This is a genomic window from Streptomyces sp. NPDC056480 (assembly GCF_042795405.1).
GTDB lineage: Bacteria > Actinomycetota > Actinomycetes > Streptomycetales > Streptomycetaceae > Streptomyces.
Window position 1 is genome coordinate 15,578 of sequence record NZ_JBHTSA010000061.1, and the last position, 22,872, is coordinate 38,449.

Below are 22,872 nucleotides of genomic sequence, written 5' to 3' on the forward strand. Positions count from 1 at the left end.
GTGCAGGTAGCGGAAGTGCTCACCAAGCGGGTGACGGTGACCGTCCACGCGTCCGATCCACTGAGCCGGGCCGGGCTCATCAGCCACCTGAGGCATCAGCCGACCGTCGACGTCGTCCCTGACCAGGACGACGTGTGCCCGGACTCCCCGGCGGTCGCGGTGATGCTCGCGGAGCGGATCGACGACCCCACCACGGCCGAACTGCGGCGCCTGCTCCGCGGCAGGGACCAACGTGTCGTGCTCGTCGCGCGCGAGCTGCGCGAACCCGACCTGCTGGCCGTCGTCGAGTACGGGGTGCGGGCCATCATCTGGCGGCATCAGGCCACCGAGCAGAGGCTGTTGAGCGCCGTGCACAGCGCCGCGCGCGGTGAGGGCGAACTCCCGCCGGACCTCGTCAGCCGTCTCCTGAACCAGGTGGGGCGCCTGCAGCGGGCGACGACGGCGGGCGCGGCCACCGGAGGGGCGGCGCCGCTCTTCGGGATGGCGCCGCGTGAGGTGGACGTCCTGAGGCTGCTCGCCGAGGGGCTCGACACCCGGCAGATCAGCGAGAAGCTCGCCTACTCCGAGCGCACCGTCAAGAACATCCTGCACGCGCTGATGACGCGTCTGCAGCTCACCAACCGGGCGCATGCCGTCGCGTACGCGCTCCGTGAAGGCTACATCTGATGCTCCATGAGATCGACGAGGCACTGCGCAGCCTGCTGACGCCCGCCGTCGAGGGCGATGTCGCCTTCGACGCGCCGACCCGCGACTGGGCGGCCCGCCGCAACGCCCCGACCCTGAACGCCTATCTGTACGACATCCGGGAGGACGTGGCCCGGCGCGAGCGCGGCGCCCATGCCGAACGGGACGCCCAGGGCATCGTCACGCACAAGCGCCGCCCGCCGCGCTGGTTCCGGCTCTCGTACCTGGTGACCGCCTGGACCTCGCGCCCCGAGGACGAGCACCGGCTGCTGTCGGGCGCGATGGCGCTGTTGCTCCCGCACGAGGTGCTGCCGGACGCAACGGTGCCGGAGTCGGTGCGCTCGATCACCACCCAGCTGCCGATCTCCGTCGCGGTCCCGCCCACCGAGTCGCGCTCGCTCGCCGACATCTGGTCGGCGCTCGGCGGTGAGCTGAAGCCCTCGCTCGACGTCGTGATCACCACGCCGTTCCCGGTGGCACCGGTGTACGAGGTGGCCCCGCCGGTCACCGAGGGAGAGATCGTCGTACGCGGCGTCGCGGGGGTGCCCGCCGCGTCGAGGCCCCGGATGCTACGGCGCCAGGGGGCGGCGGCACGGACCCGCCATCAGGCCCGGACGCCCGATGAGACCAAGGAGAGCGCGGCGGCGTTCGAGGCCTTGCAGGCCCTGGAAGCCCTGGAGAGCGGCAGCGGCAGCGACGGCTGCGGCTCGCAGGACGGGGCCGGCGCATGAGCGACCCCCGGGCCGTCCTCGGGTCCCCGCTGCTCGCACAGCTCGCGGTCCTGCGTGCGCGGGTCGCCACGCTCGTCGACGTACGCAGTGCCGGTGACCCCACGGCCGGTGATCCGCTGCGCGGGCTCTACCTGTCCGCGGAGTCCGCACACCGGATCGCCGCGGGGCCGCTCGGCCCCGAGGTGCACGAGGTGCACGAGGCACGTGCGTCTCACGAGGTGAATGGGACTCGTGAGATTCAGGAGGCGCGTGAAGCTCACGACGCTCACGACGGCGCTCTCCCCCTGCCGGACCTCGGCGGAGACGATCGCCTCGGCGCGCTCGCGCGGGCCTTCGGGCTGTCGCCGCTCGACGCGCACATCCTGCTCGTGGCGCTCGCGCCCGACGTGGACCGGGGTTTCGAGGCCCTGTACGGGTACCTCAACGACGATGTCGGGCGGCGCCGCGCCACGATGGCGCTCGCCCTCGACCTGGCGGGCACCGGCCCCTTCGACCCCGCCGCACGTGACCGTTTCCATCCGGGCGCGCCGCTGCGCTCCGGGGGCCTGCTCGATGTCGAGGACGAGGACCGGCCGCTGCCGGGTCGTGCCCTGCGCGTACCGGAGCGGGTGGTGGCGCATCTGCTGGGCGACGACAGCCGGATGGACGCCCGCCTGATCGGGGTCGGGGTGGAGTTGTCGACGCCGCCCCCCGCCGGCGCGGAACCGGACATGGCGACCACGCCGCTCGGCGAACGGGTCGCCGCCGCCGGGCCGGTCACCGTACATCTGCGGGAGCGCGTGCCGGGGGCCGCCACGGACGCGGTCGTGGCGGGACTCCTCGCGGCCGGGCGGCCCGTCCTGCGGTACCGGCCGGAGAGCGTCGACGCGACGGAGGCACGGGCCGTGCTGCGCGAGGCACGGCTGCGCGGCGCCGCCGTCGTCGTCGAACCGCTGCCGCAGCGGCCCGGGCCGCTGGTGCGGGCGCTCGTCTCGTCCGGCACGACGGTGGTCCTCGCCGGCACTGAGGCGCCCGACCCCGCTTGGGCACCGGACGCGGAACTCCTGGCCCTCGACGCGCCGGGCGGCACGGTCGGCACAGCCGACCTGTGGCAGCGTGAACTCGGTCGCCTGGACGGTGACTTCGACCTGGCCGAGGCCACGGCGGCGTACCGCCTCAGCGGTGCTCAGGTCCGCCGTGCGGCCCGTACGGCGCGGGCGCTCGCCGCCTTCGAGGGCACCGCTCCGACCCTGGCACACGTGCGGCACAGTGCCCGGCTCGTCTCGGCACCGCTGCTCGACAGCCACGCCCGACGGATCCGGCCAGCCGTCGGATTCGCCGATCTCGTGCTGCCCGAGGAGCCATTGGGTCTGCTGCACGAGCTGACCGCGCGGGCCCGTCACAGGGACCGGGTGCTCGGCGAGTGGCGGCTGCGCACCGGTGGCGGACGCGGGCGCGGTGTCGTGGCGCTGTTCGCCGGGGAGTCGGGCACCGGCAAGACGCTCGGTGCCGAGGTGGTGGCGGGCGAACTCGGCCTGGACCTCTATGTGGTGGACCTCTCCTCGGTGGTCGACAAGTACGTCGGCGAGACCGAGAAGAACCTGGAGCGGATCTTCGTCGAGGTGGACCGCACGGACTGTGTGCTGCTGTTCGACGAGGCGGACGCGGTGTTCGGCAAGCGGTCGGAGGTGAAGAGCTCGCACGACCGGTACGCCAACCTGGAGAGCGCGTATCTGCTGCAGCGTCTTGAGGCGTTCGACGGGATCGCGGTGCTCACCACCAACCTCAGGGCCAACATCGACGACGCGTTCACCCGCAGGCTCGACGTGGTCGTGGACTTTCCGTTCCCCGACCCCGAGCAGCGGGTGTCGCTGTGGAACGCCTGCCTGGCGGGCACCCCGAAGGCGGCGGACGTGGCCGACGAGATCGCGCGCTGTGCCAAGGAGTTCGAGCTGGCGGGCGGCGCGATCCGGTCGGCCGCGGTCACGGCCGGATACCTGGCCGCGGCCCGTGGCTCGGCGGTGACGGGCGAGGACGTGCGGACGGGGGCGCGGCGCGAGTACCGGAAGGCGGGGCGGCTGGTCCTGGAGGGGCGGGCGCCCTGGGCTCCGTGACGGGGGCGGGACGCGGGACGCGGGAGCGACGACGGAGAGGGGGGCCACCCGGCGCGGGTGGCCCCCTCTCCTGTGCTGTCGAGTCCCTGGAGCCCGACTCCCCGCAGCCCCCGCAGCTCAGTTCGGCTCGGCTCGGCTACATGACGCTGCCGCCGACCATCTTGCGGATCGTGTTCCAGTCGGCCGTCCCGTTCACGGGCAGACCGACGGCCGCCTGGTACTGACGTATGTGGTCGGCGACGCTGCTGTTGTACCGGGTGGCCGTCTGCTTGTCCGAGCGCAGGTAGTCGATCCCGGCCTGGGCGAACCAGCGTGCCTTCTCGAGGTCCTTGGTGTCGGACTGGCGGTTGTAGGCCCACCAGAAGGCCGCCATCAGCTGGGTCGTCTGCATGGTGTTGGCACCGCTCTTCACCGAGTCGGGCGTGATGCGCTGGGCCCACAGGGAGGTGAGGGTCGCCCGGCCGAGCTCCCCCTCCTTGTCCGTGTCGAAGATGGCGGCGGAGTTCCTCCCGTTCTTGACCCCGTCATTGACCACGGCGTGCTGATAGCACGCGAGGGAGGCGCGGGTCCGGGTGTCGATCACGCCCGGGGTCCACCCCGGCTTGAGCGTGCAGGCGTTGCTCGTCCCCAGGCTCGCGAGGCGCTCCTGGGCGAATTCGACGACGAGGTCCCTCGGGTAGCCCTGGCGCCACGGCGGCAGGGTGAGCTGCTGGGCCGGCGGGGGCGGGGGCGGCGGCTTCTGGTTCCCGCCGCCGTCACCGGGGTCCTGGCCGCCCTCGGTGGGATCGGCTCCGCCGCCTCCACCGTCGCCGCCGCCACCACCGCCGGGAGCACCGCCCTCGGTCGGCCCGCTGCCGCCGCCCGCGTCGTCACCCGTTCCGTCGCCGCCGCCCGGCGATCCCCCGTCCGTCAGGGGCGGGAGGGAGCCGGGCGGCTTCGCGCCCGGGGTGGGTCCTCCGCTCCCGTCGGGCGGGGGCGGCGCATCGGGGAGCGCGTCGCCGGTGCCCTGCGGCGCGGGCCGGGGCGCGTTGGTCGCCCGGAGATCCTTCGCCGCGCTGACGACCTTCGGAGAGAAGTTGATCCAGAGCACGACGAACGCGATCACGGCCGTCAGCAGGAGTCCGCCCGCGACGACGAGCCAGTTCCCGAAGACGGGGCGCTGGTCGAAGGTGGCGTCGAGGTCGAGGGCGGTGTCGTCGCCGGCCCGCCGGACGGCCACGGTGAAGCGATGCGACTCCTCGGCGCCGGTCCATCGCACGGCCTGCGGCCGCACCACCAGTTCGCCGAAGGCGGCGCGTCCGGGGGCGATCTGCACGGCGTTGGGCCGTACGTCGAAGGTGAGCCGGTTGGCCTCGTCGCGCGCCACGAGGGACGCGGTCAGGGGGGTGTTGCCGAGGTTGTCCACGGCGATGCGGGCCCGCCCCCGGAAGCGCCCGATCAGCGCGGGCGGCAGCAGTTCGGCGCGCGTCTCGGTGAAGGGCGTGACGGTCAGCCGGCCCTCCACGACGTCGCGGGCCCCGGAGTTCTCCCGGGGGTCGACGCGGATGCCGTACGCGAGGGGTCCGGCCTCCACGTCCGAGGAGCGGGGCGGGGCGAAGGAGATCTCGGCGGTCCCCTCGCTGCCCGGGTAGAGGCGGAGCACGTCCGGCTCGACCCGGGACCAGCCCGAGGGTTTGCCGACGAGGGAGAGGCGGTATTCCTCGACGGTGTCGCCGGTGTTCCGCACCCGCAGTCGGGCGCCGGCCCGTGCTCCGGGCTCGACGGTCACCTCGGCCGGGTCCAGAGAGGTCCACATGGTCATGGGCGAACGTTAAGGGCGCGGGTGGGGTGTCCGGCTGCCCGAAAGTCCCTGCTCGGGGGCAGCGTGACGTGCCCCGGCAGCCCGTCGGCTGCGGTGCGGGCGCCGCAGCGCCCGGGTCGCGGGGCCGGGGCGCACGAACCGCGGGCCGGACGTCGGGTGTCCGATGTCCGGGAGGGCAATCGGCCCTGCCCTCGTGAGCGCCCCTTCTCCCCTGCTCGGGGCGGCGCGGCTCGGCGAGAGTCGGAGGCGTACGACCGCTGTCCACGGTCGGGGAGGGCGAGCGGGACGAGGTCGACTCACCGCAGCACGCCGGACGCGGGCAACCGCACGCCCCACGCCGTGACACCGCAGAGCCACCGCCTTCCGCAGAACCACGCTCTCCGAGGAGAACACGCACCATGCCCACGTACCTGTCCCCCGGCGTCTACGTCGAGGAAGTCGCCAGCGGCTCCCGTCCCATCGAGGGCCTCGGAACCTCTGTCGCCGCCTTCGTCGGGCTCGCGCCCGCCGGGCCGCTCAACGAGCCCGTGCTCGTCACCAACTGGTCCCAGTACGTGGCGTCGTTCGGTGACTTCACGGACGGGTACTACCTCGCCCACTCCGTGTACGGGTTCTTCAACAACGGCGGCACCGCCGCCTACGTCGTGCGGGTCGGCGGTGGCGACGCGCAGGGCGCCACGCGCGCCGTCGGATCGGCCGCCGCGTCGGCGGCCGCCGCCACTCCGGAGCTCGTCGCCGGTGAGGCCGTCGCGCTGGGCACCTTCAAGGTCGCCGCGATCACGGCCGGTTCCGAGGCCGGCGGGGCGCTCACCGTCGAGGTGCAGGACGTCGAGGGCGAGGCGGAGCGCTTCAAGCTGGTGGTCAAGGACGGCGAGAAGGTCGTCGAGAGCTTCGACGCCTCCGCCAAGAAGAGCGCCCGCAACTACGTGGTCGCGCAGGTCAAGCAGCGTTCCAAGACGATCGTCCTGGAGGAGGCCGTGGCCGGCGGGCAGCTCGCCAGGCCCGACGCGCAGTCCGTGACGCTCGCCCCGCCCGCGCGGATCCCGGCTCAGGTCGACGCGGGCGCCGACGTCGCCGCCGCCCTGGAGTCCGGGCAGTTCATCGGCGACTCCGCCGACCGCACCGGCTTCGGCGGCCTGGAGGCGTACGACGAGATCAACATGGTCGCCGTGCCCGACCTGATGGCCGCCTACCAGCAGGGGCTCATCGATCTGGAGCAGGTCAAGGCCGTCCAGATCGGTCTCATCGCCCACTGCGAGCTGATGGGCGACCGGATGGCGATCCTCGACCCGCCGCCGTCGCTGAACGCCCGCGACATCCGCAAGTGGCGCCAGGAGATCGCCGGTTACGACTCCCCGTACGCAGCCCTCTACTACCCGTGGATCAAGGCCTTCGACCCGGCGAGCGGTCAGACCCGGGTGGTTCCGCCGTCGGGCCACATGGCCGGCGTGTGGGCGCGCAACGACGCCGAGCGCGGTGTCCACAAGGCGCCCGCCAACGAGATCGTGCGCGGCGCGGTCGACCTGGAGCTCCAGATCACGCGGGGCGAACAGGACCTGCTCAACCCGATCGGCGTGAACTGCATCCGCGCCTTCCCGGGCCGCGGCATCCGGGTGTGGGGCGCGCGGACGCTGGCCTCCGACCCGGCGTGGCGCTACCTGAACGTCCGCCGCTACTTCAACTACCTGGAGGAGTCGATCCTCGTCGGGACGCAGTGGGTCGTCTTCGAGCCCAACGACCCCTCGCTGTGGGCCCGTATCCGCCGCAACATCTCGGCCTTCCTCGTCAACGAGTGGCGCCAGGGCGCGCTGTTCGGCCAGCGCGCGGAGGACGCCTTCTACGTGAAGTGCGACGCGGAGACCAACCCGCCGGAGTCGGTCGACCTCGGCCGTGTGGTCTGCGAGATCGGCATCGCCCCGGTGAAGCCGGCCGAGTTCGTGGTCTTCCGGCTCGCGCAGATCCAGGGCGGCGGGGGCGAGCTGGAGGAGTAGTCCTCCCCTCCTCGCCCTCCGTACCGCTCGTCGCCCCGCCCCTTCCGGCCCCGGGTCCGCGCGTCTGCCGCGCCCGGATCCGCCCCTCGAACAGGAGTGAACCCCCATGTCCCTCGACACCGGTGACGCCCTCACCACCCACAATTTCGGCCTGCAGATCGACGGCGTCATGGTCGAGACCCTGCAGGAGATCAGCGGCCTCTCGATGGAGCAGGACGTCATCGAGTTCCAGCAGGTCTCGGCGGACGGCAAGCCGATCATCAAGAAGCTCCCCGGCGTGAAGAAGGCCGGTCAGTGCACGGTGACCCGTGGTGCGACCCAGTCCGCCGCGTTCACCGAGTGGATCACGTCGTCCATCGCCGGCGACATGGGCTCGGCCCGCAAGGACGCGTCCATCATCTTCCTGGACTACCAGCTCACCGAGGTCAAGCGGTACAACCTGCGCAACGCCTGGTGCACCAAGGTGGAGCTGAGCGCGACCAAGGCCGGCGACGCCGCGGCACTCACCGAACAGGTCACCATCACCTTCGAAGAGCTGACGCTCGGCTGATGCGACGCGAGGGATCGGCGGGCGCGCAGCAGGGCCGCCCGCAGGAGCCGCTCCGCACGGAGTTCGAGTTCGAGCTGCCGCGCGGTTTCGTCGACGAGGCGGGCACCGTGCACCGCAACGGGGCGATGCGGCTGGCCACGGCCCGGGACGAACTGCTCCCGCTGCGCGACATCCGGGTCCGCGAGAACCCGGCGTACCTGTCCGTGGTGCTGCTCGGCCGGGTCATCACCCGGCTCGGCACGCTCCCGTCGGTCCACGACGGGACGGTGGAGAACATGTTCGCCTCCGACCTGGCGTTCCTCCAGGACTTCTACCGGCAGATCAACGCGGAGGGCCACACCCGGGCCGCGGTGGCGTGCCCGCACTGCGAGGAGTCCTTCGAGGTCGAGCTGGCCGGGAGCCGCCTGGGGGAATCGTGACGTACGCGGCCGACCGGATCGAGGAGGAGACCGCGTACCTCGCCTTCCACTTCCACTGGGGCATGGACGACATCCTCGATCTGGAGCACGCGGACCGACGGAGGTACGTGGCTCAGGTGGCGTCCCTCGTGGAGCGGTCGCAGGCATAACGACAGGACAGGGAAGGGAGGTCGGAGGGGACTGTGGGAATGTTCGGGAAGTGGCGGACGGCGCGGAACGCGCGGGGCGCGGAATCCGGTGTACGCGAGGAGACCTCGGTGTCCGTCGCGCCTGCGGCGGCGTCCGGGGACGCGTGGCGGGCGCTGCCGCCCGTGCAGCGGGTCCTGGCCGCGGGTCCGCGGACCGTCGCGGAGTACGGCTTCTCCGCGTCGCTCGCGACCCACTGGAACCCTTCCTTCCAGAGCGACCTCGGCCACGGGGCGGTGCCGGACGCGCCGGGCGGCGTCATGCTCGACGCGGTGCGGGCGGTGCCCTTGCCCGTGGAACGGAAGTCGGCGGGGCCCTCTGAGGGGGTGGAGCTGCCGGGGCTGCGCTTGCCGGTGGCGGGATCAGCGGGTCCGGCAGATTCAGCCGGTTCGGCGGGATCAGCCGGTTCGGCGGGATCAGCGGGTCCCGCAGGTTCGGCGGGTTCCGCAGGTTCGGCGGGGCCGACGGCTTCGACGGGGCCGACGGCTTCGGGCCAGGAGACGGCTTCGGCCGTGCAGCGCACGGGCGCGACGCCGTCTGTCGGTCGACCTGCGCCGATGCCCCGTCCCGTACGGGGGGAGGCCGTGGCCGCTCCCGTACGGGGTGGCGGCACGGCGCGCGAGGCCGGGAACGCGGGCGTGACCTCGGACGAGGCTTCACGTACGGCCACGGGCGCGCCCCGCTCGGCGCCTCCCGCCGTCCAGCGTGCCGCCGCGGCCACCGGTAGGGCGGAGCGCGTTGCTCCGGCCTCCGCGCCGAAGGCCGGTGCGGCCGGGACCACGCAAGCGTCGTCCGCCAGTGCCACGCAGCCAAGCCCCGTACGGTCCGCGCCCGTTCGGCGGTCTCCGCTGGTCTCCGCACGGCCTGTTCAGCCGCCACGGCAGCTGGCTCCGGCCGGTGCCTCGCGCCACGAGGCCGCGGTCGGGCCCGTCCCTGCTCCGGTCCAGCGGGCAGCGGCCTCCGTCCGTACACCGGAGAAGGAGGCGCGTCCCACGGATGCGCCCGACACCGCCGCACCGGAGCCCTCGGCTGCCGGTCGGCCCCAGCACGTCCCGGGTCCCGCATCCCCCGGCGGGCCCGGGACTCCCGGCCTCACGCCCGGCACTCCGGTGCAGCGCCGCCCGCCCGTACGCCGCTCCCGGCGTGCGCCGGGCGGCGACTGGAGCACGACGGCGTCGACGCCGCCGGTACCGGAGGCACTGCCGGCGCCTCCGGCGGTCCCTGCGCCTCAGGCGAGCCCTTCGACACGGCAGGCCTCGGCGCCTGCGCCCGCCGGTCCTTCGGCTCCGGCGCAGAAGGCCGGTTCCGTCGCACCCACCGGGCCCGTGGCGCAGGACCCCTCGAACGCACCCACCACGCCGACACGCCCGGCGGCTCCGACCACCCCGGTGGCCCGAGCCGTCGCGCGTTCTTCCTCCTCCTCCGCAGCCGCCGTGACGCCGTCGACCCCGCCGTCGCCCTCGTCGCCTTCGCCGTCGACCCCATCGTCGCCGGAGGCTCCCGCAGCCCCGGTGGCCCGAACCGTCACCAGGTCCGCCTCCCCGGCCGACTCCGTGACGCCGTCGTCCCCAGTGCTCCCGCCGGCCGCCGCGTCCGCGCCCCCGAGGGGCGCGGCACCCGCACCCCGCTCCGCGTCTCCGGCGCGGCCGTCGACTCCGGCGCCCGTCCCCGCGCCCGCGCCTTCGACCGCGCCGGTACACCCCACGACGCCGGGCTCCCCGGCGACCCCGGCAACCCCGGAAGCCGCCGTGCCCACAGCGCCCACAGCGCCCTCGGTTCAAGCCGCGCCCGCACGGCCCACCTCACCCACGTCTCAGTCAGGAACGATCGCCCCGGCTCCCCTGGTCGCCCGGGCGCCCGCCCCCACCTCCGTAACGCCCGCGACGCCGTCGACTCCCCCGGCCCGGCCCGGACTCGGCGCCCCCGTGCAGCGTGCCGCCACCAAGGCGTCGATACCGCCCGCGAGCACCACGCCCCGCAGGTCGCCGATCGGCGCGCCGATCACACGCGCGTCCGCGACACCGTCGGCGTCTGCTCCGGCCAAGGCCGCTTCACCTGCCCCCGGCAGCCCCGTCACACCCACTCGGGTGGTCGGCCCCGTCCCGCCGTCGGCCGAGGCCGCGCCCGTACAACGGTCGACCACGAACCAGCACCAGCACCAGGCGCCGGTCGCCCCCACGACCCCCCTCGCGAACGTACCCACCGGGCCGTCGACTCCTCCCCCGGTCCAGCCCGCCCAGGCCGCAGCGCGGCCTCAGCCCCCTGCCCCCTCCCCCGACCCCTCCCCCGCACCCGCGCAGCCGCCCGTCGTCACCGTCACCGACCTCCCCCGTGCCACCGCGCCCATGGTGCAGCGGCGGGCGGTCCGTCCGCTGGCCACAGCCCGGCCGCTCACCCCGAACCTGCCGCACAGCACGAGTCCCTCCTCCAGCACCCCGGCTCCGCCCGCCGCGCCCGGTCCCCGGCAGCCCGCACCCGTGCCCGCGACGCCCCCCGCCGTTCCCCTCTTCACGCCGACCGCCGCCGCCTCCCCCTCCGCAGCCCCCGCCCCGACCGTTCAGCGCACCGCCGCCGCACCCCCCGGCACCCCCCGGCCCATCGTCCCCCTCGCCCGGCCGTCCGCCGCGCGGCCCGTCGCCCGGCCGGTCGTCCAGCGTCAGACCGCCGCCGGCTCGACCCCGTCGACGACGCCCGCGCCGGCCGTCCCCGTGGTCACCCCCACCCCGCTCCAGCGGACCTCGGCCGCCCCGGCCCCAGCCCCCGCCCCTGTCACTCACGCGCCGCGCGCCGCCACGACCGTCACGCGGACCGCCCCGGCCTCGCCCTCCCCGTCCGTGCAGCGCACCGCCGCCCCGGGCCCCGCTGATCCGGAATCACCGAGCCACCTGGACGAGTTGGCCCGCCGTCTGGTCACTCCCCTCTCGCGGCTCCTCCGCGCCGAGCTCCGCGCCGACCGCGAGCGGGTGGGCCGCCTCCGCGACCACGGCCGCTGACCGCACCGCGCCCCTACCGCCTCCCCACCCGCCTCTGACCGCACCGATCCGAGAGACCCGCCACCATGCCCCAGCAGCCGGATCCCGCATCCACCGTCTTCTTCAAGCTCACCATCGACGGCGAGGACCTCGGCGTGTTCAACAGCTGTGACGGTCTCTCCTCCGAGGTCGAGGTGGAGCAGCGCCGGGAGGGCGGCAACAACGGCTTCGTCTGGCAGTTGCCCACCCGTGTCACGTTCTCCACCATCCGCCTCACCCGCCCGCTCACCCCCGAGACCGCGAACGTCGCCGCCTGGATCTCGTCGCTCGCCACGGGAATCACCCGTCCGACGGCGCAGATCGCGGCGCTGCGCGCGGACGGCTCGATCGTGGCGCAGTGGGGTCTGGTGGAGGTGTTGCCGGTGCGGTGGACGGGGCCGACCCTCGATCCGGCAAGTCCGGCCGTGGCGACGGAGACGCTGGAGATCGCCCACCACGGGTTCACCGACGCGGGAGGCGCCTGAGATGGCCCCGTTCTTCGGCGGGTCGACGGCGAGCGGCCTCTCCCGCGCCGCGCTCGCCATCCACCAGCCGCCGACCGACCTGTCCGGCTCGTACGGCGGGAAGCTCGGCGAGGTGAAGTTCGAGTTCAATCCGGATCAGCTCCAACTGAGCCGTTCCGCGCACTGGTTCACCGAGCAGGCCGTCGCGTACGACCGGGGTGCGCCGCCCAAGTTCACCGGCAGTGAGCCGGCCCAGCTCCAGCTGGAGGTCTTCCTGGACCGCTCGGGGGACCCGTCGTCGAACGACGTGCAGCAGCAGGTCGAGTTGCTCCTCTCCTGCTGCGAGGTGACGCAGCAGAGCATCGCCGCGAAGGCGCCGTCGCCGCCGTGGGTGCGGTTCTCCTGGGGATCGTTCTCGACGGTGCAGTTCGTCGCGTACGTGACGTCCGTGTCGGCGACGTACACCCTCTTCAGCCCCAGCGGGATCCCGATCCGCGCGACCTGTTCGCTCTCCCTGACCGAGATCTCCAGCGCGACCAAGAAGCAGAACCCGACGTCCGGAGCGCTCTCGGCCCGCCGGGTGCACCGCACGGTCGCGGGTGACTCCCTCGCCTCCCTCGCCTGGCGCGAGTACGGCGACGCGACCCGCTGGCGGGTCATCGCGGAGGCGAACCGCATCGACGACCCGATGCGGCTGCGCCCCGGCACCGAACTGCTGCTCCCGTCCACCACCGAAACGCCGGAGACCGAGGGCGCCCCATGAGCGAGAAGACCTTCACCACCGTCCTCCACGTGCAGCTCGACGGCACGCCGCTGCCGGACCCGCTCGCGGTCCGCCTCACCGAGGGCTGGGTGGACGCGAGCGTCAACGTCCCGTCCGCGTTCCAGCTGACGTTCAGCGACAAGGACGGCACCCTCACCACGAAGTTCCCGTTCCTCAAGGTCGGCGCGATGGCGGTGCTGTCCCCTTTCACCGACGGCAGGCTCGGTGAACCCATGCTCACCGGCGAGGTCACGGCCGTCGAGGTGGACGCGGCGCCCGGTCACGGCCGGTATCTGATCGTGCGCGGTTACGATCCCGGCCACCGTCTGCTGCGCAGCCGGCGCGTCGAGGGCTATCCGAACATGACGGCCTCCGACATCGTCAGGAAGCTCGCCGGGCTCAACCGGATCCCGCTGGGCAGGGTCGACGCGACGCCGACGGTGTACGAGCTGGCCACCCAGCCCAACATCACCGACTGGGACTTCCTCTCCCGGCTCGCGCGCGAGAACGACGTCCGGCTGTCGCTCGACCCGGCGGGGCGCTTGGTGTTCGCCGCGCTGCCGCCGGCCTCCTCGGCGCCGGCCGACACCACGCCGGCGGCGGCCAGCCCGTACGTCCTGGACTTCGGGAGCAACACGCTGCAGAGCCGGGTGTCGGTGACCGCCGCCGGGCAGGTGGGGAAGGTGGACGTGCGGGGCTGGGATCCCCGTACCAAGCAGGCGCTGTCCTCGCCGACGCCCGCCGTCGCGAGCAGGGAGATCGTCTCGGACATCACCCCGGCGCAGCTCTCCGCGCCGTTCGGTCCGGCCGAACTGGCCGCGACGGACACGCCGTTCACGACGCAGTCGGAGGTGACCCAGGCGGCGACGGCGCTCGCCGACGACGTCACCGGGTCGTTCGCGGAGCTGGAGGTCGCCGTCACCGGCAATCCGGCGCTGAAGCCGGGGCAGCCGGTGGCCGTGAAGGGCGCCGGCTTCCCCTTCGAGGGGCGGTACACGGCGACGGGGGTGCGTCATGTCTTCGCGTCCGGGCGGCAGTTCGCCACGTGGCTGACCGTGTCCGGGCGGCAGTTCCGCTCGCTGTACGGGACGGCCTCCGGCGGCGGGGAGGCGGCCCCGCCGATGCCCGGTGTCGCGGTCGCGCTGGTCACGAACACCAAGGACCCGCTCTCGCTGGGCCGGGTCAGACTGCGCTTCCCATGGCTGTCGGCGACGTACGAGAGCGGCTGGTGCCGGGTCGCCCAGCTCGGCGGGCGCGGGGGCGGCGGTCTGATGCTGCCCGAGGTGGACGACGAGGTGCTGTGCGCCTTCGACCGCGGTTCTCTTGAACACCCGTACGTGCTGGCCGGGTTGTACAACGGCGTCGACAAGCACACTCCTGCGACCGACCGGGTGCCGCCCGTCGATCCGACCAGCGGGCGCGTCCAGTGGCGCGCCCTGACCTCCCGCACCGGTCACACCGTGGAGTTGCGCGAGGAGGGCGGCCGGACGCGTGCCTCGCACGGCATCCGGCTGCGCACCGCGAAGGGCGGGCTGAGTGTCGAGCTGAACGAGGCCCGCACCACCCTGACGATCGACAGCGACGGGACGGTCACCATCTCGGGGGCCAAGGGGGTGACGGTCGAGTCGGGGGCGGATCTGACGCTCTCGGCGACGGGGCGGATCACGCTGGACGCGGGACTCGGCGTGGACATCAAGGCGGGGACGAAGTTCAAGGTGTCGGCGGTGACCACGGCCGTCGTCAACGCGCCGATGTTCCACACCCTGAGTCCCCCGATGCTCAACCCCGCCTCGGCGATCGCGCCGTTCTGATGAACGTTCCCGCCGCCCGGCCCCGTTCCACGGAATCCAGAGGAGGACCTTCCCTTGAGTGAGCACTTCGTCGGCGCGGGATGGGCCTTCCCGCTGCGGACCGGCCCGAGCGGCTCCATCGCGCTCGTCCGGCGCGACCGCGAGATCGAGGAGTCGATGCGGCTCGTCCTCGCCACCGCCCCGGGCGAGCGGCCGATGCGGCCCGAATTCGGCTGCGCCGTGCACGAGTTGGTGTTCGCCCCGGTCAACGACTCGACGATGGGACGGGTCCGGTACGAGGTGATGTCCTCGCTCGACCGCTGGGAGCCGCGCATCGACGTGGAGGAGGTCACGGTCTCTCCCGCCCCCGGGGAGCCGACCACTCTCTTCATCGACATCCGCTACCGGGTCCGCGGTGCCAACAACCCGCGCAACCTCGTCTTCCCCTTCTACGTCATCCCCTCCGAGGACTGAAAGAGCCACCATGGCCCTGCCCGCACCCCATCTCGACGACCGCCGCTTCCAGCAGTTCGTCGACGACGCCAAGCGCTACATCCAGCAGGCGTGCCCCGAGTGGACCGACCACAACGTCTCGGACCCGGGCGTCACCCTGGTCGAGGCGGTCGCGCACATGGCGGACCAGCTCGTCTACCGCCTCAACCGGGTCCCGGAGAAGAACCACCTCGCCTTCCTCGACCTGCTCGGGGTGACGTTGTTCCCGCCCGCGGCCGCCCGCGCCGACATCACCTTCCGGCTCTCGGCGCCGCAGCCGGAACCGGTGGTGCTGCCCACGGGTACGGAGGTGTCCACCGGGCGTACGGAGACGGAGGAGGCGGTCGTCTTCGCGACGGCCTCCGACCTGACCGTCGTGCCCTGCTCCTTGACGCACATCCTGCGCCAGGAGGCGGGCGGCGCGCCCGAGGACCGCTCGCAGGATCTCCTCGGCGGTACGGACGTGCCCGCCTTCTCCCCCCTGCCGCGCGTCGGTGATCTGCTGCTGCTCGGCCTCTCGGCGGCGGTGCCGGACTGTGTCCTCGTCCTCGACCTGGACAGCCGGGTGGACGGCGTCGGTGTGGATCCGCGCAGGCCGCCGCTGGTGTGGGAGGCCTGGACCGGGGCCGAGGGCTGGGTCGCGTGCGAGGTCGACGAGGACTCCACGGGCGGGCTCAACCGGCCGGGCGAGGTGGTGCTGCACATGCCGTCCGGGCACGCGGTGTCGCGCCTCGGTGGGCACGAGGCGGGCTGGGTGCGCTGCCGGGTCGTCGAGGCCGCCACGGGTCTGCCGTCGTACAGCGAGTCGCCGACGGTGAGGGCGGCGGAGGCGTTCACCATCGGCGGGACGGTCCGCGCGGCGCACGCCGAGGCGGTGCGCGACGAGCGGCTCGGCGAGTCCGAGGGTGTTCCGGCGCAGCGGCTGCGGCTGGCGCACGCGCCGGTCGTGGACCGGCCGCCGCTGCTGCTCCAGGTCGCCGAGCGGGCGGACGGCGGCGTCGACGAGGAGGACCCGGAGGCCGGCTGGCAGGAGTGGACCGTCGTCCGTGACTTCGCCTCATCGCGCCCCGGTGACCGGCACTTCACCCTCGACGCGACCACGGGCGAGATCGCCTTCGGGCCGTGCGTACGCCAACCGGACGGCACGCTGCGGCAGTTCGGTGCCGTGCCGCCGAAGGGGGCGGCGATCCGGGCGGTCCGGTACGGCACCGGGGGCGGCCGGGCGGGGAACGTGGCCCGCTCCACGATCACCGTGCTGCGCAGCTCCATCCCGTACATCGCGCGGGTGGAGAACCGCGAGGCGGCGCGCGGCGGGGTGGACGGGGAGACCGTCGAGGAGGCCAAGTCCCGCGCGCCGATCAGCCTCCGTGCCCAGGAGCGGGCGGTCACCGCACGGGACTACGAGGAGCTGGCGCGCCGGGCGGCGCCCGAGGCGGCGCGGATCTCCTGCCTGGCGGCGGACGCCGCAGAGGCCGGCGACAACGCGGTCCGGGTCCTGGTCGTGCCGCAGGCCGTGCCGGACCGGGGCGGCCGGCTGCGGTTCGAGCAGCTCGTGCCGGGCGAGGAGCTGCTGTCCCGGGTGACGGGCTTCCTCGACGAGCGCCGGCCGCTGGGCACGCGGCTGGCCGTCGGGCCGCCGTTCTACCAGGGCGTGACGGTGGTGGCGACGCTGCACTCCTTCCGGGCCGCCGAGGCGGAGCGCGTACGGGCGGAGGCGCTGGACGCGCTGTACGCGTACCTGGACCCGCTGACGGGCGGGGCGCACGGCGAGGGTTGGCCGTTCGGGCGCCCGCTGCGGGCCGGTGAGGTCTTCGCGGCGCTCCAGCGGGTACCGGGCGTGGAGCTCGTGGACGAGGTCCTGCTGCATCCGGCCGATCCGCTGACCGGCCGCAGGGGTGACACGACGGACCGGATCGAGCTGGCGCCGTCCGCGCTGCTCTTCCCGTTCGACCATCGCGTCCGTGTGATCGAGGCGCGGTGAGCGGGTCGGCGCGGGGGACGGTTCCGGGCCTCGCGACGCCGTACCCGCTGGGTGCGGCGCTGCCCGCCGTGTACGCGGAGGACGACTTCGGGCAGCGGTTCGTGTCCGGCCTCGACGTCGTCCTCGCTCCGCTCTTCAACGTCCTCGACTCCCTCGAGGCGTACTTCTCGCCGGCGCTCGCCCCCGCCGACTTCGTGGACTACCTCGCGACCTGGGTCGGCGCGGAGCTGGACGGCGACGAGCCGTTGGCGCTCCGCCGGCACGCGGTCGCCTCGGCCGTGGCGCTGCACCGGGTGCGCGGCACCCGGCAGGGGCTGGCGGCGGCGGTCCGGCTCGCCTTCGGCGTCCCCCCGGAGATCTCCGAGAGCGGGGGTGCGAGCTGGTCGTCCGCGCCGCTGGGGCCGTTCCCGGGGGCGCCTGTCGCCGGACTGCACGTGGTGCTCCGGGTCGCCGACCCGGCCGCGGTGGATCCGCACCGGCTGCGCGCGGTCGTGGCCGCGGCCCGCCCCGCGCATCTGCCGTTCACGGTCTCGGTGACGCACTCCCCGCCGCCCCCGGCGACCTCTTCCCGTCCATCCGAAGGAGCTTGACCCTGATGAGTGACGCGTCCCTGTCCCGCCCCTGCCCGGACTGCGCGAGCCCGGTGCGTGCGGCGGACCAGTCGTTCTGTGACAGCTGCGGGGCGTTCCTGCGCTGGGACAGCCCGGCCGGCGCGGCGAGCGCGGAAGGCTCGGCCACCGCCGCACCGCCCGCCTCGCCCGCCTCGTCGGCCGTGGCGCCGTCCGCCGCGGCCGCTTCGGTTCCCGGGGGGCCGGTCCGGGCGGAGCCGGAGGCCACGCCCGCGGACGACTCGTCGCGGACCGCCGCGGAGGGGTCGGCCGGCTCCCCCGCCGACGTGCCGGACAGCCGGTCCTCCGTCGGTCCGGAGGAGGTGACCGCCCCGCTGCCCGCCGTGGCCCCCGCCCCGGAGGCACCCGGTTCCGCACCCGTATCCGGTCCCACGCCCGAGCCCGTACCGGAGGCTGGGCCGGCGTCCGACGGGCGAGCGTCCGACGGGCCGGCGTCCGACGGGCCGGCGTCCGACGGGCCGTCGGACACGCTCGTACGGTCCCTCCTCGTCCCGGTCCCCGGGAACCGTCCCGTGGAACCGGCCGTCGCCGCGCCCGTGCTCCCCGCGCGTCCTGAGGCGGCCCGGCCGACGGTCCGGGCCGCCGAGACACCCGTCCCCGTTCAGGGCGGCACGCCGTGCCCGGCCTGCTCGCTGGCCAATGCCCCGGGGCGTCACTTCTGCCGCTTCTGCGCGACTCCGATGGTCCCCGAACAGCTCTCGACGGCCGAGGGCCCGTACGCGGGCCGGCGTCCCGGACTCACCCGCGACCGGAGCCGCTGGATCGTCCGGGCCCTGATCGCGGCGGGGGTCGTCACCCTGGTGGTCGGCGGCGTCGTCGGCGGCCCGCCGGCCGTCCGGGCGGTCCAGGACCACTTCGCCAAGCGGGTCCCGGTCCACCCGGTGGCCTGGGCGGCCTCCCACTCCGCGCCGCGGCAGCAGGCGAAGCTCGCGGGCGACGGGTACTCCAACACCTGGTGGGGCACGGGGTACGCGGGCGACTCGGCGGGGCAGTACATGGAGGCCCGGTTCGCCGAGCCGACCGATCTGCTGAGCGTCCTGATCACCCCCGGCAGCTCGAAGAACACCACGCAGGCCGACGGCCAGGCGACCCCGCGGACCTTCGACCTGGTGGTCAAGGACTCCGCCGGCGAGACGCACGTCTCGCAGCATCGCATCGACGACGGCGGAACCCAGCGGGTGGACGTGCGGGTACGGGACGCGCTCACGGTGCAGTTGGTGCTCCGCACGGCGTGGCGGGCCGATCCCACGAAGCAGGTTGCCGTCGCGGAGCTGGAGTTCTTCGGCAGGTCCGTGTCCTGACCCCCCGCGTGCGGGAAAGGCGCGGAAAACGGGGCCGGGACCCCTTCTCAGGCACGGAACGAGGAAGAACGATGATCCCCGGGGTATCTGACTGAAGGAGGGGTCCATGCGCAGCTACACCGGCGTGCTCGCCGGCAATCTGATCCTCGCCGCGTTCGCCGGTCTGGCCGGACCGGCGTTCCTCGTCGTGGCGTACGTCGCCCGGGTCGAGGGCGCCGCATGGTTCTGGGTGGCCGGGGCGTCGGGCATCGGGGTGGTCGGGACGGCGCTGATCCCCTTCGCCGCCGTCCGGAGCGCGCGGCAGGAGTTTCCCCGGATCACCCGGCGGGACCGTGCGGGGGACACGCGCTCCGCGTACGGGGACGACACCTCGGTGGTGTGGGCGCCCCGCTCCGCCGGGGGTGCGGTGGGCGCGCGCCTGGTGCGGGCGGACGTCCGCGAGGCGTCGCTGGTGGGCTACGACCCCGAAGGCGGTGCCTCGTTCACGACGTACGGGGGTGATCACGATCCGGCGGAGTTCAAGGCGACGGTCGGGCTGAGGCTGTGGGTCCACGACGGCGAGGACACCGGTCGGGGCTCGGGGGGACGCGAGGTCACCGAGGAGGTGCGGGTGCCGTCCCTCTGTCTCTCCGCGATCACGGCGGGGCGGCTGGCCGTCCTGGTCGATCCCCCGGACGCGCCGACGCCGGGGAGGGTCACGGTCCTCTGGCCGCGCAGCCTCCTCCTCGCGGGGACGAGGACCTGCCGGGTGATCGACCTCGACGGACGCGTCACCGACGTGACCCGCTTCGCCCGCCGACAGCTGGAGCAGATGCGGATCTCACGGTCGGTCGGCGGTGTCGTGATGGACGGCGACCTCATCGACCTCCGGCGCCTCGACGCGGCGACGGCGGCCCGGTACGCGGCCGTGGCCCGCGATGTCACCGAGCAGCGGGCGCCGGTGACCGAGCCGGGCGAGGAGGCCCGTCGTCTCGCGGAGTTCCTCCCGGGCGAGGAGGGAGCGTTCGGCTCCGTCCCCCGCCGCTGGTCGCGCCGCGGTGGGCACCTGGTGCTCGCCCGGTTCCTGTCGCTGCGCGGCCGGACCACGTTCCAGTACCACGGTCCGGTCCTGGACACGCTGCTCCGCGTCCGTCCGGCGGACGGCTCTCCCGCGTACGACGTGGTCCGGCGCCTCACGGTCCCGATGAACTACCTGGCGGTCCTGCACCACACGAGGGACGTCGTCCTCCGGGCCGGCCCGAACGGCCGGTCCCTGGTGGTCGACTGGGCCCGCACGAATCTTCTCGCCGGAGTCACGACGGCCCAGGTCATCGCGCCGGACGGGGTCGGCATCCCGCTGCCGAGACGCTCCGAGGCGCTCTGGCCCCTGATGAACCTGCTGGTCGCCCACGGCGTCTCCAACCCGACGCCGGTCCTCGACCTCCGCGAGCCCCGGATGCACGCCGTGTCGGACGCGGTGACGGACCTGATCCGCGGTGCGGGGACGAGGGTGGAGGAGGTGCTCCGTGACCGCCTCAGGTAGCGACCACCGCCGGGCGCGGCCCGTGGAGTTCCTCGACGTCCGCCGGATCGGTTTCGTCGAGCACCCTCCGCCCGCCCTGACGCCGTGGGAACAGAGGGAGGTGGACCGGCTGTGGGCCGGCACGAGGGAACGGAGTCCCACCACGTTCGACGGGCCGCTGGTCGCGAGTCTGGGGATCGACCTCCCCGGGCCCGGGGTGCTGGTGGCGCACTGGGCGCGGCTCTCGTACCGGTACCGGGCCCTGCGGGTCCTCCGGCCCTCCGGGGACGTGCCGGGGTCGGTGTTCGTGACGGTGCTGCTGCCCACCGAGCGGGGGCTCGTCGTCGGCCGCGGGGCTCGCACCACGGCCGCGCCCGGCCGTTGGACGCTCCCGGGCGGCTCGGTGGAACCGCCCGACGACGGGCAGCCGCTCGACGGGGCGGCCCTGCGGCGGGACGCCGCGCGCGAGCTCGCCGAGGAGCTCGGGGTCCGGATCGCCGACGGGGAGTTGCGGTTGTTCGCGGTCACCCGTGGACGCCGGTTCGGCAGCCTCGGTTTCCATTTCCTCGCCCCGCCGGTGACCGGCGCGCTCGTGCTCCGTCGGCATGCCGATCTCGTGGCGGCGGAGACCGGGCACGGCGCCGGGCCCGAGCTTGACGAGGTCGCCTTCGTGTCGTCACCCGCGGAGGCGGACCGCCTCGGTCCGGGCGCGGACTATCTGCCCCAGGTCCTCCGCCGGTACGGCGACGAGGTCTGAGCGCGCGTCCGGCGGCGGCGAGCCGCCCGGCGCGGCACGTCGCGCCCGGTGCCGGGGACCGGCACCGGGCGCGTTCGGCAGCCGTGCGCGCGGGGTCAGGTCCGCAGCCACACCGCCGTGTCCGCGGGCAGTCGTCCCTCGGTGTCCAGGGGGCCGCTCGCCAGGAGCAGTTCCTCGTGCGCGGGGAGTCCGGCCGGGGTCGCGGAGAGGTTGACCAGGCACTTCAGGCCCTCGCCGCGGGCGAAGGCGAGTACGCCCTCCGCCGCGGGCAGCCAGGTCAGGGGGCCGTCGCCGAAGCCCTCGACCGTGCCGCGCAGCCTCAGCGCCTCGCGGTACAGCGCGAGCATCGAGTCCTCGTCCGCCTGCTGCCGGTCCACCGCGTAGTCGTCCCAGTCCCGGGGCTGGGGAAGCCACGGCTCGGAGCCGGCGTCGGAGCCGAACCCGTACCAGGGCGCTCCGGCGGTCCACGGCAGCGGTACGCGGCAGCCGTCGCGGCCGGGGTCGGTGCCGCCGGAGCGGGCGTGCATGGGGTCCTCGATCCGGTCCAGCGGCACCTCCGCCTCGGGCAGGCCCAGCTCCTCGCCCTGGTAGACGTACACCGATCCCGGGAGGGCCAGGGTCAGCAGGGCCGCCGCGCGGGCCCGCCGGGTGCCGAGGGCGAGGTCCGTGGGTGTGCCGAAGGCCTTCGTGGCGAAGTCGAATCCGGTGTCGGCGCGCCCGTAGCGGGTGACCGTGCGGGTGACGTCGTGGTTGCAGAGGACCCAGGTCGCGGGGGCGCCGACGGGGGCGTGTTCGGCGAGGGTGTCGTCGATGGTGCGGCGCAGCCGGTCCGCCTCCCAGGGGCAGGAGAGGAAGTTGAAGTTGAACGCGGTGTGGAGTTCGTCGGGGCGGAGGTAGCGGGCGAAGCGTTCGGAGTCCGGGAGCCAGACTTCGCCGACGAAGACGGCGCCGTACTCGTCGGCTATGGCGCGCCACGACCGGTAGATGTCGTGGAGTTCGTCCTGGTCGATGTACGGGTGGGGGTCGACGCCCTCGACGAAGTCGGCGAGGGCCGGGTCCTTGGCGAGCAGCGCGGCGGAGTCGATCCGTACGCCGGCGACTCCTCGTTCGAACCAGAAGCGGAGGACGTCCTCGTGTTCGCGGCGGACGGCCGGGTGGGCCCAGTTGAGGTCGGGCTGTTCGGGGGTGAAGAGGTGGAGGTACCACTCGCCGTCCTCGACCCGGGTCCAGGTCGGTCCGGAGAACTGGGAGGGCCAGGTGTTGGGCGGGATGTCGCCGTTCTCGCCGTGGCCGGGCCGGAAGTGGAAGAGCTCGCGTTCCGGGCTGCCGGGGCCGGCGGCGAGGGCGGCGCGGAACCAGGCGTGCTGGTCGGATATGTGGTTGGGGACGATGTCGACGATCACCCGGATGCCGAGTTCGCGGGCCTCGGCGATGAGCTTCTCGGCCTCGGCGAGGGTGCCGAAGGCGGGGTCGATGGTGCGGTAGTCGGCGACGTCGTAGCCGCCGTCGACCAGGGGCGAGAGGTACCAGGGCGTGAACCAGACGGCGTCGACGCCGAGTTCGGCGAGGTAGGGCAGTCTCGCCCGGACGCCCGCGAGGTCCCCGGTGCCGTCGCCGTCGCCGTCGGCGAAACTGCGCGGATACACCTGGTAGATGACGGCGTCGCGCCACCAGTCGTCGGTGCGATGCGAGTGAGGGGCTGCCACGTGACGGTCCTTTCGGGCAGGT

The 22,872-nt window shown here is 74.0% G+C and carries 22 protein-coding genes; 17 read left to right on the forward strand and 5 right to left on the reverse strand.

Annotation, left to right across the window (positions count from 1 at the left end; all coding sequences use genetic code 11):
* The 3 genes from ACFQ79_RS24710 to ACFQ79_RS24720 are packed head-to-tail and all read left to right on the forward strand — an operon-like array spanning position 1 to position 3,508.
* Positions 1–666 carry a response regulator transcription factor gene (locus tag ACFQ79_RS24710; RefSeq protein ID WP_383586957.1) on the forward strand — a complete coding sequence of 222 codons (666 nt, stop codon included), beginning with the start codon at positions 1–3 and terminating at the stop codon, positions 664–666.
* On the forward strand, positions 666–1,415 hold the full coding sequence (locus tag ACFQ79_RS24715) for a DUF4255 domain-containing protein (RefSeq protein ID WP_383586959.1): 750 nt from the start codon (positions 666–668) through the stop codon (positions 1,413–1,415). Before ACFQ79_RS24710 ends, ACFQ79_RS24715 begins: the two co-directional genes overlap by 1 nt.
* Positions 1,412–3,508, forward strand: a complete 2,097-nt coding sequence (locus tag ACFQ79_RS24720; protein ID WP_383586961.1) for an ATP-binding protein — start codon at positions 1,412–1,414, stop codon at positions 3,506–3,508. Before ACFQ79_RS24715 ends, ACFQ79_RS24720 begins: the two co-directional genes overlap by 4 nt.
* A gap of 136 nt (positions 3,509–3,644) precedes the next feature.
* Here ACFQ79_RS24720 and ACFQ79_RS24725 read toward each other — a convergent pair whose 3' ends face one another.
* On the reverse strand, positions 3,645–5,309 hold the full coding sequence (locus ACFQ79_RS24725; protein ID WP_383586963.1) for a hydrolase: 1,665 nt from the start codon (positions 5,307–5,309) through the stop codon (positions 3,645–3,647).
* A 398-nt stretch (positions 5,310–5,707) separates the two neighbouring features.
* Between ACFQ79_RS24725 and ACFQ79_RS24730 the strand changes: the two genes are divergently transcribed.
* The 4 genes from ACFQ79_RS24730 (at position 5,708) to ACFQ79_RS24745 (ending at position 8,418) form a co-directional block, all read left to right on the forward strand.
* Positions 5,708–7,300 (forward strand): phage tail sheath subtilisin-like domain-containing protein, encoded by a 1,593-nt coding sequence (locus tag ACFQ79_RS24730; RefSeq protein WP_383586965.1) that lies wholly within the window; start codon positions 5,708–5,710, stop codon positions 7,298–7,300.
* 106 nt (positions 7,301–7,406) lie between these two features.
* Positions 7,407–7,850: a phage tail protein gene (locus ACFQ79_RS24735; RefSeq protein ID WP_383586967.1), complete on the forward strand. Its 444-nt coding sequence runs from the start codon at positions 7,407–7,409 to the stop codon at positions 7,848–7,850.
* Complete coding sequence (locus tag ACFQ79_RS24740; protein WP_376336454.1) at positions 7,850–8,269, forward strand: hypothetical protein; 420 nt, start codon at positions 7,850–7,852, stop codon at positions 8,267–8,269. Before ACFQ79_RS24735 ends, ACFQ79_RS24740 begins: the two co-directional genes overlap by 1 nt.
* Complete coding sequence (locus tag ACFQ79_RS24745; RefSeq protein WP_167346856.1) at positions 8,266–8,418, forward strand: DUF6760 family protein; 153 nt, start codon at positions 8,266–8,268, stop codon at positions 8,416–8,418. Before ACFQ79_RS24740 ends, ACFQ79_RS24745 begins: the two co-directional genes overlap by 4 nt.
* Here ACFQ79_RS24745 and ACFQ79_RS24750 read toward each other — a convergent pair.
* The 3 genes from ACFQ79_RS24750 to ACFQ79_RS24760 all read right to left on the reverse strand — a co-directional run bounded on the left by ACFQ79_RS24750 (position 8,382) and on the right by ACFQ79_RS24760 (position 10,499).
* A complete protein-coding gene (locus ACFQ79_RS24750; protein ID WP_383586969.1) occupies positions 8,382–9,125 on the reverse strand; it encodes a hypothetical protein in 744 nt (247 codons plus the stop codon). The two genes, ACFQ79_RS24745 and ACFQ79_RS24750, sit on opposite strands and share 37 nt — an antisense overlap.
* Before the next feature lie 558 nt (positions 9,126–9,683).
* On the reverse strand, positions 9,684–10,160 hold the full coding sequence (locus tag ACFQ79_RS24755; RefSeq protein WP_383586971.1) for a hypothetical protein: 477 nt from the start codon (positions 10,158–10,160) through the stop codon (positions 9,684–9,686).
* A 108-nt stretch (positions 10,161–10,268) separates the two neighbouring features.
* Entirely contained in the window at positions 10,269–10,499 is a 231-nt protein-coding gene (locus ACFQ79_RS24760; protein WP_383586973.1) for a hypothetical protein, read from the reverse strand.
* A 43-nt stretch (positions 10,500–10,542) separates the two neighbouring features.
* Between ACFQ79_RS24760 and ACFQ79_RS24765 the strand changes: the two genes are divergently transcribed.
* The 10 genes from ACFQ79_RS24765 to ACFQ79_RS24810 all read left to right on the forward strand — a co-directional run bounded on the left by ACFQ79_RS24765 (position 10,543) and on the right by ACFQ79_RS24810 (position 21,144).
* A complete protein-coding gene (locus ACFQ79_RS24765) occupies positions 10,543–11,448 on the forward strand; it encodes a hypothetical protein (protein ID WP_383586975.1) in 906 nt (301 codons plus the stop codon).
* Positions 11,449–11,513: 65 nt separating this feature from the next.
* Positions 11,514–11,951: a phage tail protein gene (locus ACFQ79_RS24770; RefSeq protein ID WP_030317091.1), complete on the forward strand. Its 438-nt coding sequence runs from the start codon at positions 11,514–11,516 to the stop codon at positions 11,949–11,951.
* A gap of 1 nt (position 11,952) precedes the next feature.
* Positions 11,953–12,693 (forward strand): LysM peptidoglycan-binding domain-containing protein, encoded by a 741-nt coding sequence (locus ACFQ79_RS24775; protein WP_383586977.1) that lies wholly within the window; start codon positions 11,953–11,955, stop codon positions 12,691–12,693.
* Positions 12,690–14,504 (forward strand): VgrG-related protein, encoded by a 1,815-nt coding sequence (locus ACFQ79_RS24780; protein WP_383586979.1) that lies wholly within the window; start codon positions 12,690–12,692, stop codon positions 14,502–14,504. The genes ACFQ79_RS24775 and ACFQ79_RS24780 overlap by 4 nt, the downstream gene beginning before the upstream one ends.
* Before the next feature lie 54 nt (positions 14,505–14,558).
* On the forward strand, positions 14,559–14,957 hold the full coding sequence (locus ACFQ79_RS24785; protein ID WP_030317086.1) for a GPW/gp25 family protein: 399 nt from the start codon (positions 14,559–14,561) through the stop codon (positions 14,955–14,957).
* Between the two features lie 10 nt (positions 14,958–14,967).
* Positions 14,968–16,956, forward strand: a complete 1,989-nt coding sequence (locus ACFQ79_RS24790) for a putative baseplate assembly protein (RefSeq protein WP_383586981.1) — start codon at positions 14,968–14,970, stop codon at positions 16,954–16,956.
* Positions 16,953–17,546: a phage tail protein gene (locus ACFQ79_RS24795; RefSeq protein ID WP_383586983.1), complete on the forward strand. Its 594-nt coding sequence runs from the start codon at positions 16,953–16,955 to the stop codon at positions 17,544–17,546. The genes ACFQ79_RS24790 and ACFQ79_RS24795 overlap by 4 nt, the downstream gene beginning before the upstream one ends.
* A gap of 5 nt (positions 17,547–17,551) precedes the next feature.
* Positions 17,552–18,886 (forward strand): NADase-type glycan-binding domain-containing protein, encoded by a 1,335-nt coding sequence (locus ACFQ79_RS24800; RefSeq protein WP_383586985.1) that lies wholly within the window; start codon positions 17,552–17,554, stop codon positions 18,884–18,886.
* 106 nt (positions 18,887–18,992) lie between these two features.
* Positions 18,993–20,408: a hypothetical protein gene (locus ACFQ79_RS24805; protein ID WP_383586987.1), complete on the forward strand. Its 1,416-nt coding sequence runs from the start codon at positions 18,993–18,995 to the stop codon at positions 20,406–20,408.
* On the forward strand, positions 20,392–21,144 hold the full coding sequence (locus tag ACFQ79_RS24810) for an NUDIX hydrolase (RefSeq protein ID WP_383586989.1): 753 nt from the start codon (positions 20,392–20,394) through the stop codon (positions 21,142–21,144). Before ACFQ79_RS24805 ends, ACFQ79_RS24810 begins: the two co-directional genes overlap by 17 nt.
* 95 nt (positions 21,145–21,239) lie before the next feature.
* Here ACFQ79_RS24810 and ACFQ79_RS24815 read toward each other — a convergent pair whose 3' ends face one another.
* On the reverse strand, positions 21,240–22,850 hold the full coding sequence (locus ACFQ79_RS24815) for an alpha-amylase family glycosyl hydrolase (RefSeq protein WP_383586991.1): 1,611 nt from the start codon (positions 22,848–22,850) through the stop codon (positions 21,240–21,242).
* Between the last annotated feature and the right edge of the window lie 22 nt (positions 22,851–22,872).